This is a genomic window from Burkholderia sp. SJZ089, assembly GCF_007828315.1.
Classification (GTDB): domain Bacteria; phylum Pseudomonadota; class Gammaproteobacteria; order Burkholderiales; family Burkholderiaceae; genus Burkholderia; species Burkholderia gladioli.
On sequence record NZ_VIUM01000001.1, the window covers coordinates 433,254 to 447,404 of the forward strand.

11 protein-coding genes are annotated in these 14,151 nt (G+C 61.0%); 7 read left to right on the plus strand and 4 right to left on the minus strand.

Going from position 1 to position 14,151, the window contains the following annotated elements; genetic code table 11:
• The first annotated feature begins 85 nt into the window (after positions 1–85).
• The gene (locus tag FB600_RS01600; protein WP_127840933.1) at positions 86–661 is read left to right on the plus strand and encodes a hypothetical protein; all 576 of its coding nucleotides are present in this window, start codon (positions 86–88) and stop codon (positions 659–661) included.
• A 366-nt stretch (positions 662–1,027) separates the two neighbouring features.
• Here FB600_RS01600 and FB600_RS01605 read toward each other — a convergent pair whose 3' ends face one another.
• Positions 1,028–1,687: a hypothetical protein gene (locus FB600_RS01605; RefSeq protein ID WP_145756131.1), complete on the minus strand. Its 660-nt coding sequence runs from the start codon at positions 1,685–1,687 to the stop codon at positions 1,028–1,030.
• Between the two features lie 545 nt (positions 1,688–2,232).
• Here FB600_RS01605 and FB600_RS37580 point away from each other — a divergent pair.
• From FB600_RS37580 to FB600_RS01625, 4 genes are all read left to right on the plus strand, one after another.
• Positions 2,233–6,594 (plus strand): hypothetical protein, encoded by a 4,362-nt coding sequence (locus tag FB600_RS37580; protein ID WP_244123770.1) that lies wholly within the window; start codon positions 2,233–2,235, stop codon positions 6,592–6,594.
• 275 nt (positions 6,595–6,869) lie between these two features.
• Entirely contained in the window at positions 6,870–7,496 is a 627-nt protein-coding gene (locus FB600_RS01615) for a tyrosine-type recombinase/integrase (RefSeq protein WP_145756132.1), read from the plus strand.
• 192 nt (positions 7,497–7,688) lie between these two features.
• Positions 7,689–8,936, plus strand: a complete 1,248-nt coding sequence (locus FB600_RS01620) for a hypothetical protein (RefSeq protein ID WP_145756133.1) — start codon at positions 7,689–7,691, stop codon at positions 8,934–8,936.
• A 57-nt stretch (positions 8,937–8,993) separates the two neighbouring features.
• Complete coding sequence (locus tag FB600_RS01625) at positions 8,994–9,581, plus strand: hypothetical protein (RefSeq protein WP_145756134.1); 588 nt, start codon at positions 8,994–8,996, stop codon at positions 9,579–9,581.
• Positions 9,582–9,834: 253 nt separating this feature from the next.
• On the opposite strand, the gene FB600_RS01630 is transcribed toward FB600_RS01625, so the two are convergent.
• From FB600_RS01630 to FB600_RS01640, 3 genes are all read right to left on the minus strand, one after another.
• Positions 9,835–10,065, minus strand: a complete 231-nt coding sequence (locus FB600_RS01630) for a glycine zipper 2TM domain protein (protein ID WP_017920612.1) — start codon at positions 10,063–10,065, stop codon at positions 9,835–9,837.
• Between the two features lie 229 nt (positions 10,066–10,294).
• Positions 10,295–10,822 (minus strand): cytochrome P460 family protein, encoded by a 528-nt coding sequence (locus FB600_RS01635; RefSeq protein WP_017920613.1) that lies wholly within the window; start codon positions 10,820–10,822, stop codon positions 10,295–10,297.
• 17 nt (positions 10,823–10,839) lie between these two features.
• A complete protein-coding gene (locus tag FB600_RS01640) occupies positions 10,840–11,883 on the minus strand; it encodes an alpha/beta fold hydrolase (protein WP_036037767.1) in 1,044 nt (347 codons plus the stop codon).
• 485 nt (positions 11,884–12,368) lie between these two features.
• Between FB600_RS01640 and FB600_RS01645 the strand changes: the two genes are divergently transcribed.
• Both FB600_RS01645 and mctP read left to right on the plus strand, forming a co-directional pair.
• Positions 12,369–12,581, plus strand: a complete 213-nt coding sequence (locus FB600_RS01645; RefSeq protein WP_013690491.1) for a DUF3311 domain-containing protein — start codon at positions 12,369–12,371, stop codon at positions 12,579–12,581.
• The gene (gene mctP, locus FB600_RS01650; RefSeq protein WP_098183036.1) at positions 12,578–14,065 is read left to right on the plus strand and encodes a monocarboxylate uptake permease MctP; all 1,488 of its coding nucleotides are present in this window, start codon (positions 12,578–12,580) and stop codon (positions 14,063–14,065) included. Before FB600_RS01645 ends, mctP begins: the two co-directional genes overlap by 4 nt.
• Positions 14,066–14,151 lie beyond the last annotated feature (86 nt).

The window sequence follows — 14,151 nt, forward strand, 5'->3', positions numbered from 1 at the left end:
TGAATCGCCGGGTTGGATGAATTTGATGAGGGACGGGATGTTTGCGTGCGACAGCCGTTGGGGAGGCTGCCGCTGTGCGGAGCGCGTGGGGCTGCTCCAGCGTGATCTTATCCGACATCAATCCCGCTCGATGTGTAAAAACCGCTCAGTACGATTCTTCGTTTTGCCTTGTGCCACGCTGCTTATTTTTGCTTTGGCAGCGATGTGTCCAGCGAAAGCTTCTGGTTTATTTGAGGGTGATTGGACGTTCAAGTATTCCTGCGATAACGCGACCAGTCCATACGCAGAACAGTTCCTGCGGGGGGAAGGAGATTTCTTCTCCCTGTACAGGCTCACTCAGGATGGAAATCGCATTTGCGGATATCACATTGCTACCTCGTACGGGCAACAGAAAGTCGACGAAGGAGACTTGACCGGCAGAGGTCCATCGATTGCCGGCACCGTCACTGGCAACGTGGCGACTGTGCGGTTCCGGGCCTGGACTGGAGCAATCGGTGTCGCGACGATTACTCTCCGCAACGGCTCGCTCGCCTGGCATGTCGTCAAGCGCATCGATGGGCAAAACTGGTTCCCTGATGATGCTTTGTTGAGTCGGGACGTATCTCATTCATCCTATCTACCGATCGCCTGCGGATCTGCTCAAATCAGCACCGATCACTAACGTTGTGCGATGGGTGTCTGGTTTGGAGCAGCCTCATCATCTCTTTCGGGCCGGCTGCCGCCGGCCGAGCCCGGGCGTGGAGACGTAGGGCGCCTTCCGGCCAAAAACTGCTGGTCACATACGTTGCCGGCAAGTCGCTCAGGCGTCTGCTCCGCTTCGTAACCGGCCGTCTGAATGTCAATGCGAGCACTTGATCATTGGCCTTTGAAGTCGTTCAGCATCGGAAGCTCGTCCGGCAGTTGCACGAAGCTATGTCCCCGTTTGCGCTCTGGCGCGAACGGGGATGGTCAGTCTTACCAGTCGCAACAGCGATGCTCGAACCGACGAGCCCTTGCTCCACACAGCATGGAACCGACGCCTCGTCGATCAATGCTTCGCATTTGGGCGCTTCGACGCGACCGGAGGACTGGGCGGCGGTGTTTGTTGAAGCGCACGATGCAACTCATCTAGTCCAACTCTCTTGATCGTCGCGACGCCCTTGTCTCGCATGACAAGACTTACGTCTTCCTGTCCGCCTTGCTGTTTGATAACCCAATCTACATAACTACGAAGGGTCGAAAATTCCACACCTCTGGTGCTTATCTTGGCGAAGAAGCTTTGAGCGAAGGTGTCAGCGCCAATTCGCTCGTCTTTATTCGGTTCTTTCTTTGCCAACCCGCACTCTTTGCCCATTCGCTTGCAGTTGCATACTTCGTGTCTGTAGATATTCAGCCATAGACGATTGTCTCGTTGGCCCGCCCACGAGATGAAATGACATCTGTCATGAAGTTTTGCTATCGAAGGTTCGTGCTCTAGAGCCTTGCAGAGCTTTAGTCGTTTAGGCTTCTTTCTCTCGGAGTTCAAGTCATCTTCCGAGTCTTTGAACTCGACGAGTACGTATCGGCTCTCGCTAGAAAGTAAGTAATCTGCAAGATCCCTATCTGCTGATCCAAGGGCAAACGGTTGATAGGTGACTCCATTGTCTGCGGCAGTCTCCCGCATGTAGTCATTGAAGGCATCAATGACTCCTGATTCGTTTCCGCTCATTTTTTTAGCTCACGTAAAACAATAGTTTATGGTCAAGGGGCGGCAATCGTGAAAGCCTGTTCGAAATAGCGGTAATTGATTGTGAATCCGAGCGCTACGCGCCCGACGGCAATCGGTCGATAGCCGACTATGAGATCGAACTCCCCACTCTTTGCCCGGCTACGTTTGCTTCTTGGTTCATTTTAGTTGTCGGTCGCTGGGGTTCTGAGCAGTCGCTCTGGCCGAACCTCCGTCTTCCACTGCGACCCAACGAGCGTCCGTTGTACCTTGAAAGCTGCCCAAATTGTCACGCCGGGTCGACTGGCTGCAACGGGTCGATCTGCGACGGCCGCACATTGCAGAACGTCGGCCGGCCATGTTCGGCCAAAACCGGCCATAGCGACTACGAGAATCAACGACGGCTGAGCACCGATTTTGAGTCAGTCACAATGCTGCAACGGACTTGCTCGCTACAAGCTTTGCAGAACCCAAGCAGCGTCGGTGATTGCTTCTGTCTTATGCTAACGTCTATGGTGCCCGGGTCGACTGAACTATGAACAGCAACAATGAAGAACAACGACGCCGTTTCCCTCAATCGCCGGTTTCGACGTGCCACCGAGAGTGACGAGCGGCCATTCCGCGGATTATTCGGTAGTGACTTCAAGCTGTACGTATCCTGGCGCGATCTACTGGAGATGCGCCGCGTGGTTATCCTCGCCGAGGCGGGTAGCGGTAAATCGACCGAGTTCCAGACTCAATGTACCGAGCTCAAAGCAGCCAACAAATTCGCCTTCACGGCAAGCGTCCATGACGTCGCGCGTGTCGGACTGGAGGGCGGACTCGTGCCCGGGGACCGTGCTCGTCTTGCGGCGTGGAAGGCGGACGAGACGGCTGAGTGCTGGCTGTTTATCGATTCCGTCGACGAAGCGCGCGACCAAGGTGTCTATTTCGACGCAGCCGCCCGCACCCTCGCTGATTCCATCGCCGGCTACGAAGAGCGCACGCATATCTATATCTCCAGCCGCTTCACCGACTGGGACTCGACCGCCGACGGTGCATCGATGGAAAAGTGGCTGGCGATGCCCGATCGGCCACCGCCATTGGCACCCGGTTTCGAGCAGGAAGTGCGCGACACACTACACAACAAGGAAAAACCGGCGCCGGTCGATCCGGCGGACCCGATTGCCGTGCTGGTGCTAGAGCCGCTTGAGCGCGACCAGGTTAGGCGCTTCGCCGACGGCAGCGGGATCGACAGCGCTGATGCCTTCCTCGCCGCCGTCGATCATGGCAATTTGTGGACCTTCGCGGCTCGGCCGCTCGATCTCGGCTGGATGGTCGATTATTGGCGTACGCACGGCCGGCTGGGCACGCTCCGCCAGATGATCGAGGCAAGCCTAAACGCGCGTTTGCTCGACCCTGATACCAGGCGTCGGCGGCGCGACCCGATCGACGCAAAGACTGCCGGTCACGCGCTGGACCGGGTCGGGGCCAGCTTTCTCTTCTGTGGCAAGGACTCGCTCCGAGTTCCGGCAAGCGGGCTCGACCGTGCGCCAGCGGAGAACGCAATGCCGATCGAGGCGATCCTCCCAGACTGGGCCGACATTAACCGCTTGCTGCTGCTTGGCCGTCCGGTGTTCGATCCGGCAACGCTCGGCCGCATACGCCTGCATAACGACAATGAAGGGACCTTGCGCTGCTATCTAGCGGCGCGCTGGCTCAATTTACGCCTGCAGCATAATTGCCCGCTCCAAACGGTCTTCGATATCCTGTTTGCCGACCTTTATGGCTATCGCCTCGTGCGCCCCGACATGGTCGAATGCTCGGCCTGGCTGGCCGGCGATAACATCGCAGTGGCCGAGGAGCTGATCGCGCGGGCGCCGTTCAATCTCGTCCGGCACGGCGATCCCGGTTCGCTCCCGATCCCGGTGCGCATTCGCGCGTTCGGGGCCGCGCTGGCGCAGCTCGAGACGATCGACAACCAGAAGTTGTGGTTTATTGAGGACAGCCTCCAGCGATTTGCCGACCCGGCGCTCGATCCGCATTTCCCAGACTGGTGGCAGCGGGCTGTCGGAAATGATGAAGCGCGGCATCTCATCCTCCGGCTGATCTGGCATGGCAAGCAACGGGGCGGGCTTGAAATCGCTCGCACCGCCGCCTTCGACGACAGCACAGACGACATCACCCAGCTGCTCGGCGTGCGGGCGCTCGTCGCGCTCGGCGATACAGGCGACCAGGAGCGGCTGGCGCGGTACATCGCCGACAACGTTGCGACGCTCCCGCGATCCATCGTGCTGGAGGGCCTATCTGAGCTCTTCCCAGCGCATATCACCGTCGCCGAATTCTTCATGCTCGTCGATCAGGTAGGCGTCGAGGCGGACGACGGCCTGAAGGCGATCCTCCCGATCGACGGCGAGATCGTGGACCGGCTCTCGACGCCCGAACTCGTCGGGGCCTTTGTCGACGCGATCGTCGCCCGAGCGGGCAAGTTTACGGGTGACGGCCAGGACCATCCGTTCCGCGAGGCTTTTTCCCGGATCGCAGCGCTCGCGTCTATTAAGCTCTTGCAATGGCACCCTGAAGATATTCCTGACAAGGTTACCGACCTTATTCTCCTGATGCACGAAACGAACCGCTATTCGGGAGGCGATAGTGATTTTCGCGCGCTTGGGAGGTTGTTTGAGGCGTCGCTCGGACGACGGCGAACTTCCTTCTGGCGCACGATCGAGCTGCTGCGGACGCACCCGTATGTCACCGACGCCGACAATCTCAACATCTGGTTTGTCCAGCATCTCGGCTGGCCGGTGACGCTCGCCAAGGACGACCTAGCTTGGCTGATCGAGGATATCCGCGACCGAACCGAACAGCGCGATCGGATGGTGGCGCTGCGCAGTGCTCACACCCTGTGGCGCCAGTTCGACGAGGATCCCGATATTGCCGAGCAGATCACGCGCGCTGCCGCTGTCAACGACGCGATGGCCGCCCAGCTCGTGCTTTGGCGTAACCCGCCGCCTGATCCGCCAGAGCACGTCGAGCAGATGGCTAAGTTCGAGGAGTCGCGAAAACGCACCGAGGCGAGGGTGGAAGAGCGCGACAAGAGCTGGGTCGATCTCATCGCCGAGCTGCGCGCGGACCCGACTGTCTTCGACAATCTGTCGCCACAGACCGAGGCGTCCGTCGACTCCCGCCTGTTCCACCTTTGGAAGTTCCTGTCTTGGAGGACGCATTCGCGCAACTGCTATTCGATCGACAACCTCGACATGGTCGCGCCGATCTTTGGACCCGAGCTGACCCGGCGGTTCGGCGAGGCGCTCATCGCCTTTGCCTATAACCGGCTGTCCGTGGCACTGTCCAATGATGCGGTCGAACGGAGACGCGTGACAAATTTCGACATCATGGCGCTCGGTGGCTTGTCGCTCGCCGCCGCGACCATGCCTAACTGGGTTGGGACGCTCAGTCCCGATCAGGCGGCGCAGGCGGCGCAACTTGCGATAATCGAGCTCAACGGTTTTCCGGACTATCTGACCGCGCTGGCAGCGGTTTACCCTGCGGCGGTCCGTGCCGCGTTAGTCCGCGGTGTGACAGCGCAGCTCGCCGCAGCCGATCCGCAAGCGCATGGGATGCTGGACCGGCTCGAATATGCCGATCCGTCGCTTGGTCGGCTAATCGTTCCCGACCTTATCGATCAGCTTGCGGATAATCCTGAAATCGACGCGGTGATGCTGGAAAAGGTCGCGTCGGTGCTCCTGCGCGCCATGCCGTTCACCGCAGACGGGTTTCACAAGACCATCGCCAGCCGCGTGACCGACACACATGATCCCGTTTCCGCCGGCTATTATCTGCTCATATTGTTCGGGCTCGAGGGAGACACAGCTGTCGACGCGCTACGCGCGAAGATGATTAGACTCGATCCGCCCAGAAAGGCCGCGCTGTGCTGCACCTTGCTGCCCCGTCTGGTCGGGAGCCGGTTCAATCCCGAGGTCACCTCCCCGACGACGCTCTCGGTTGCCCGGCTCGAACAGCTACTCATCATGGCGTTTGAAGGCGTGCGGCCAAGCGAGGATGTCGAACGCGCCAACGGGGTTGTCTATTCGCCGGACCTTCGCGACAAAGCGCAAGACGCGCGCGAGATGATATTCGACCGGCTGTGCAAGATTCCCGGCGAAGCTACCCACGCCGCCTTGAAGCGGCTAGAGCAGATTCCTGAATTCCCGATCCGGCCGAAATGGATGCGCGTCCACGCGCTCCGCCGCGCCGAGGCCGACGCCGTCCTGCCGCCGTGGGCACCCGAGGACGTGATGACGTTTGAACGCACCTCCGATCGTCCTCCGACAACCACGAGCGATCTTCAGCTGCTCGCACGTCGGCGGATCCAAGTTATCCAGCACGACCTCATCCACGGCAAGTTCGCGCAGGGCGATACCCTGAAACTCCTTCCTGACGAGAATTCGGTCCAGCGCTGGATCGCGACGCAGCTAGAGGCGCGCCAGAAGGAAGCCTATACCGTCCAGCGCGAGACGCATTATGCTGGCGAGAAGGAACCGGACATTACCCTGATCAGCCGGCACAGCGGCGTCGAGTTGCCAATCGAAATTAAGGTGGCCGACCGCATGAGTATCAGGGAGCTTGAAGCGGCACTGGTGACTCAACTATGCGGCCAATATCTCCGGAACGACGGGGCGCGGCACGGTATCCTCCTTATCGTCCATCAGCATGCGCGGAAAGAGGGTTGGCTGCTCGAGGGCGGCAAGACGCTCATCCCGTATGAGACGGTCCTCACGCGCCTGCGCCAGCTCGCTCGCACAATCCGCGAGCAATCCGCGATGGGCTCGCAGCCGATCATCGAGACCTTTGACGTCTCCCAGATAGTCGCGCCGGGCGAGAAGAAGCGGGCGACACGCGCCAAACGAGGCGCTTCGAAAAGCAATTGATTTGTTCCCGCGGGAGATTTTCATGCCCGCCACGGCAGCGATTTGGCATTCGAATCTCATACCTCGATTTCTGCTTTCTGCAGGGGCGCCGAAATCCGCCGATCTGCTCCCGGCCATTCTTCGTCATATTGCGCTTCTGGTCAGGCAATCGCGCGATGTCAGCTCTTTGACCGTACCCGTCGCTCGGCACATCGCGTCGCAACGCCCGAAGAGGGTCGGGTAGGGACCGTCCGTAGGCGCACACTCAATCTCCCTTTGCCTGAAAGGAGATTGTTATGAAATCCGAAAGTGTCGCCGTTAGCCATCGTGTGCCATGGAACAAGGGCAAACTCACCGGACAGAAACCGCCGCTAAAGCTCCGAGAAATTTGGGCGATCCGGACGAGGCTTCAGATGGCGTCGAACGTCCGTGAGCTCGCGATGTTCAATCTCGCAATCGACAGCAAGCTTCGAGCGTGTGATTTCACGCGATTGCAGGTGCGGGACGTCCGTCACGGAGGCCGCGTGGCTGCGAGGGCCACCGTCATGCAGCAGAAGACCCAGCGGCCGGTCCAATTCGAGATCACGGAACAGACCCGTGATAGCCTCGAAGCTTGGATCGAAGCGCGAGGGCTGATGGCCGCGGATTTTCTGTTTCCAAGCCGGTTGCATACGTCACCGCATCTGTCGACCCGGCAATACGCCCGAATGGTGCATCGCTGGGTCGCGTCGATTGGACTCGACGATACCGCATACGGTACCCACACTATGCGCCGCACTAAAGCTTCACTGATCTACCGGCGAACGAAGAATCTTCGGGCAGTACAACTGCTGCTCGGGCATACGAAACTAGAAAGCACGGTTCGCTATCTCGGCATCGAGGTCGATGATGCCCTTGAGATGGCGGAGCAAACCGAGGTTTGATGTACCTCGGCCGGCGAGCGGTCGCTTGCCGGCCATGAAGGGACAGTCGACATGAGATCCTGGATCGTTGACAATCGGCGATATCTACCAAACTCCCAGCTTGCAGCGGTCGTCCGCAAGCCTTGAGTAAGCGCCAAGCCGAGCAGTTGAACCGAACGTGGGCCCCCTCCAATCATTTCGCGGAGCTTTCGAATGATCGAGCGTCAGGAAGCGAACGTGGAACAAGCCGCCGTGCTGCTGCACGCGCTTAAAGCCGATCCGGCGAACGTCTCGGTATTGCTCGACCTTCACCGTCTATTGGTTCGTCGGATCACCGCAACCGAGCGTGCGGCCCTTCGATTGAAGCAGATCATTGCGCAGCGAAAGAAATCATTGTCATGCGACCGCCTACCAAAGCAACAGGCGAAGGCGATTAAGGAACTGATCAAAGCCGCCAACAAACGCATCGACGAACACCGCTACCTTCTCTTCGTTTGGCGGTGCTTTGGCGACGGTATTGCACACATTTATTTCGATAAATTCGCGTTAAAACACACCTTCTACAGCGTCGAAGATTATTCCGTTAAGGAGGACGCAGGCTTTTTAACCGGCAAGGACGGCTTCCGGATGGAATGGCGAATAGTCCGGGCGGCCATCGCTGGCGGCAAACCCGCTCTCTTGTGCGATATCACACACGTCCTACGTCACGGTGACGTCTGTCTGATGACTGGCAGCGACCCGTTCATGATCGAAGTCAAGTCGAGCAAAAATCGGAACGAGAGGGTAGATCGGCAACTTCGCCACTTGCAGGCGATTGGAACATTCTTCGCCGAAGACCATGCCGACGAATTCCGCGGCTTTCAGAATGTGCGGCGGGTCGCTCACGGCGGCGACGAACTTATCCACACTGAGGCGCTGAACTCCGCCATAAAACGGTCGTACACTGAGGGCGCTGTGGTGATCTCACCGGAGCGGGGACTGTACTATGTAGTATGTTCCGGGGACTTCGACCCGGAACAGTTGTCACCGGCGCCTCCCAAAACGTGCGTGGCCTTTTTGCTCAATCAGACCAAGGCAGCATGCGCCTGGATACCGTATTGCCCGTTCACGTTGTCGATCGACCCCGAGCATGTCCTGCGCTTCATCAAGGGCGAGATTTACATCGTCGTTCTCGTCGATCTCAAGGAATTGCAGGACCAATTTTCGGCTCATGGCCTTTGCGCCACGGTTATCAACGACGGTACATGGTTTTTAGGTTTGTCGCGACGCTCAGATGCTTCGGATAACGAGATGTCTCGTATTTCCGAACATCTGTTTTTACGAATCCCGCTTGAGTTTCAATCCTTATCGTGGTTCGTGAACGAACAAGCACGAGTCGGCATCGAGATCGTGCAGAAGTACTTGCAGCTTGCGCCGACGCCGTGCGATGAGAGTGCAATGCCTCCCGATCCAGCGAATTAATCTCCTTTTTCCGTCCCCGAGATTATGCGCGATTTATCCACCTAGCCATTAAGAAACATGAACTCTGACAATTGGCCGCCCTGCATAGTCACCGCATTTGATCTCGTCGGCACAAGAAGCCTTGCCGCGTCCGGCAAGGGGTCATCGGCCATGATGACGATGCACAGTCGCGCAGTGGCAAAGATCAATCATGGCCTCCCGCTACACAGTCATGGATACATTTGGAATGATTCGGTTCTCCTTCTTTCTTATATGACCGAGCCGAACTGGTCGAAGAATGGATTCTTTGCCGAGTTGAACGAATTCAAGTCCTTTCTTCAGCAAGCGTGCGGCGCGTCGATTTACGCAATATCGGTCAAGGGGTTGGCGTTTCCCAACGACATTACTGCACCGGCCGTTTTCGATGGACAAGTTGCTTGGCAACCACGTGCAGTTGTGTTGAAGACCTCAAGTTGGGCGATGGCTAACTGCTTTCTCATCGAAAAAGCCCTCGGCCATCACCGTGCGGACTGGTATATCGATAGCAGGATCACTACTGGTGCCGATCTTCCAAAGCCATTTGCCTCGGAAGCGACTGACCTCCTACCTAAAAAGGAATCGAGAAGAATCGATATGTTCAGGGGAAGTATCCGTCCCAATGGTTAGTCTTTCGGACCGACACGCCGCCTACGGGCGGGGCGTCGATGAACTTAACCACTAGTGGCCGCGTACGTGAAAACTATATGACCGCTCAGGGTCGATTGCCGCCATTGACACTGCCTCATTTAGAAAACCAGCACAGTTGAACAACCGCCAACGCCAAGCCATGTCCCCGCGGAGCAGCCCCCCTCAAGACACAACACGGGGGCATCAAACCGCATTCCGATGCCCCCGCAACCATCCCGCAACCGCTTCCCGATCAGGAATGCGACGCGGCTGCCGCGCTCGCGGCCTTCTCCTGCTTGGCTTTCTTCGAGGCTTCGTGATGGCCGATCGCGCAGCCGGCAGCCGCGCCCAGCACCGCGTGATGGCCGGCCACATGCCCGGCCACGCCGCCCACCGCCGCGCCCTTCAGGCAGCCGGCAGCATTCGCGTTGGCGCCTGCCGCGAGCAGGCCGATACACGAGAGGGTGATCAACAGACGTTTCATGGTCGAACTCCGTATTCGAGCGTGTGAATCGCGACACGCAAGTCGCGATGGAAAGCGCATTGTGCGGGTCGACCCGGCGCCGGTCCACCGGCGATGCCCTTGCTTACCGAAGCGACAAACCTGTTACAGATCCGGCCCTTGCAAGGACGCGAACCACGCCCAGCAACACGGAAAGCAATCCGAAACACTTTCGGAGCGCTTTCAATTCACTCGGCGCTGCGCCCGGCCTTCAGGGCGCGAGCCGCGTGAACACGTAGTCGTGGTTCTTCACCAGCGCCTGGTGACAGGCGAAGCAGGTCTTGTGCTGCGCCTCGTCCACCGGCACGCCGTTGATGAAGCGGCCGAAGCCCCAGCCGCCGGTGGCGGCATAACGCTTCGAATCCTTGACCATCACCTGCACGGTGGTGGCCTTGCCGGCCACCGTCGCGGTGGGCGACTCCTCCGATTGCTTGCGCTTGTAGGCCAGCTTGACGAGGATCGTGCCGTCCGGGAACGGCAGCGTCGACTTCTGCAGCGCGGCCACCGCGATCGGGTTGCCGAGCACCACGCGCAGCTCGTCGAGCGGCGCGGGCTCCTCGGCCGGCGCGATCATTTCCCACTTGCGGTAGCCGGGCGGAATCGTCACGCCGTAGATCGGCGAAGCGGCCGAGGCTGCCGCCGGTTTCGCCGGCTCGTCGGCATGCGCCGCCTGGGCGGCGAAGGCCGACAGCAGGCAGGCGCCGACAGCAAGCCTGGAAGTCAGTCGAGCGAAGGACATGGACACACCTCCGTCCATCAGAGCTTGGTCACTTGCAGGATCGCCTCGGCGAACGCCTGCGGCGCTTCCTGCGGCAGGTTGTGGCCGATGCCGCCGCTCAGCGTCTGGTGGCGATACTTGCCAGTGAACTTCTTCGCGTAGGCGGCCGGCGCCGGGTGCGGCGCGCCATTGGCATCGCCTTCCATGGTGATGGTCGGCACCGAGATGGACGGGGCGGCCGCGAGGCGCTGTTCCAGCGCGTCGTACTTGGCCTCGCCGCGCTCGAGCCCGAGGCGCCAGCGGTAGTTCGAGATCACCACGGCGACGTGGTCGTCGTTATGGAAGGACGCGGCGCTGCGGGCATAGGTGGCGTCGTCGAAGTTCCACTTGGGCGAGGCCAGTTGCCAGATCAGCTTGTTGAAGGCATCGCGGTTGGCCGCGTAGCCGGCCGCGCCGCGCTCGGTCGCGAAGTAGAACTGGTACCACCACTGGAACTCGGCTTGCGGCGGCAGCGGCGCCTTGTTCGCCGCCTGGCTGCCGATCAGGTAACCGCTCACCGACACCAGCGCGACCACGCGCTCGGGCCACAGCGCCGCGATGACGTCGGCGGTGCGCGCGCCCCAGTCGTAGCCGCCGAACACGGCCTTGTCGATCTTCAGCGCGTCGAGCAGCGCGATGGTGTCGACGGCCGTCACGACCTGCTGGCCGTTGCGCGGCGTATCGGCGGACACGATGCGGGTCGAGCCGTAGCCGCGCAGGTACGGCACGATCACGCGGTAGCCGGCCGCCACCAGGCGCGGTGCCACCTCGGCATAGGAATGGATGTCGTAGGGCCAGCCGTGCAGCAGCACCACCACCGGGCCCGTCTTCGGGCCGACATCGACATACCCGACGTCGAGCACGCCGGCCTTGATCTGCTGGATATCGGAGAAGCCCGCGCTGCCGCTGCCGGCGCGCATGGCCGCGCCGGCCTCGGGCGTCTGCGCCTGGGCCAGGCTGCTCAGGCTGAGATCGATCAAGCTGACGCTGGCCAGCGTGGTACCGAGAATGCGACGGCGCCGCAGATTGACGTTGTCCGACATGTTCCGTTCTCCTTGATGCGAATCGCGCGAATGACGCGAGTTTCGTCTTTGCAGAATGAGTCGCGCCCCCTTGCGGCACGCCCCCCAGTGATCCGCCCGACCGCCCGCTCCGCCTTGGCGGATGCGATGCAGCGAACGTCTGGCCGCATTTATAGCGGAGCCCGCAAGCCGCTTTGTATCGCAGTGTGTCCATGCCGGAACACGACACATAGCGAATCAAAATCGCCGCGTCCGGATACACGTGGGCCCCTTACACTGGCCGCATCCGGCGCCCGCCGTAAGCATCAAAAGCAAATTGAAAGGATTTGGTCAGGATGACGAGGGATCACGGCGAAGAGGATCGTTTGCCTGCTGCAAGCTATTTCGGAATGGCTCACAATCATGCCCGCCACGCCGCGCGCCATGCCCCGGGGCGCCTTGCCAAAGGCACGGCGGCGTTGCAATAAATCGATGACGAATGCCCACCACACCTGGAGGAGAGACCGATGGCTGACAGCCCTCAAGACGATGCACGCAAACGGAAACCGCTATGGGTCTGGGTCGCGCTGCTGATTCCGTATGCCGCCCTGCTGTGGCTGCCGTTCTACAACTACGGCAAGCCCGCCTTCGCCGGCTTGCCGATGTTCTACTGGTATCAACTGCTGTGGGTGCCGGTCACCTCGGTCCTGCTGTACCTCGTCTACCGGAGTGAGAAATGAACGGCAACATCGCCATCGATCCGGTCGCGATGACCGTCTTCATCGCATTCTTCGCGCTGGTCACGGTGCTCGGCTTCGTGGCCGCGCGCTGGAAGCGCGGCGACCTCACCCAGCTGCATGAATGGGGCCTCGGCGGCCGGCAGTTCGGCACCGTGATCTCCTGGTTCCTGGTGGGCGGGGATTTCTATACCGCCTACACGGTGATCGCGGTCCCGGCCCTGGTCTACGCGGTGGGCGCCTACGGCTTCTTCGCGCTGCCCTACACGATCGTGGTCTATCCCTTCGTGTTCGCGGTGATGCCGCGGCTCTGGAAGATCGCGCACGCGAAAGGCCACATCACGGCGGCCGACTACGTGCACGGCGAGTTCGGCGGCAAGCTGCTGCCGGCCGCGGTCGCCGTCACCGGCATCGTCGCCACCATGCCCTACATCGCGCTGCAACTGGTGGGCATGCAGGTGGTGATCAAGGGCCTGGGCGTGAGCGGCGAGCTGCCGCTGGTGATCGCCTTCCTGATCCTCGCGCTCTACACCTATACGAGCGGCCTGCGCGCGCCGGCGATGATCGCCTTCGTGAAGGACATCATGATCTACATCGTGGTGATCGCGGCGGTCTGCCTGATCCCGGTGAAGCTCGGCGGCTACGCGCACGTGTTCGAACTGGCCGACGCGCACTTCGCGGCCAAGGGCGGGCCCACCGGCATCCTGCTCAAGCCGACGCAGTTCACCGCCTACGCCTCGCTCGCGCTGGGCTCGGCGCTGGCCGCCTTCATGTATCCGCACACCATGACGGGCGTGCTGGCCTCGGGCTCGGCGGCCACCGTCAAGAAGAACGCGATCTTCCTGCCGGCCTACACGCTGCTGCTCGGCCTGATCGCCCTGCTCGGCTACATGGCGATCGCCGCCGACATCCACGTGAGCTCGCCCACCGACGTGGTGCCGGCCCTGTTCCACACGCTGTTCCCGTCGTGGTTCGTCGGCTTCGCCGCCGCCGCGATCGCGATCAGCGCGCTGGTGCCGGCCGCGATCATGTCGATCGGCGCGGCCAACCTGTTCACGCGCAATCTGTGGCGCCCGCTGGTCTCGCCGAACCAGTCGGCGGCCGGCGAGGCCTCGACGGCCAAGCTGGTCTCGCTGCTGGTGAAGTTCGGCGCGCTGATCTTCATCGTGGTGCTGCCCACGCAGTACGCGATCGACCTGCAACTGCTGGGCGGGATGTGGATCCTGCAGATCCTGCCGGCCGTGGTGTTCTCGCTCTACACGCGCCGCCTGAGCACGACGGGCCTGCTGCTGGGCTGGCTGGCGGGGATCGTGGTCGGCACCTCGCTGGCCGCCTCGCAGGGCCTGAAGCCGGTCTACACGCTGCACCTCGGCTCGGCCTCGTGGACGCTCTACATCGGCCTGATCGCGCTGGCGATCAACATCGTCGTGACCCTGGTGGTGTCGGCGCTGACGCCGGCCAGGCGCGCCCAGGCGGCGGCCGCCTGAAGCGCGCCGGGCCGCCGGCCGCCGCGCAACCCGTGTGCGTGGCGGCCGGCGGCCCGGCCTTTTTCGAAGTTGTCCGCGCCAAGGCG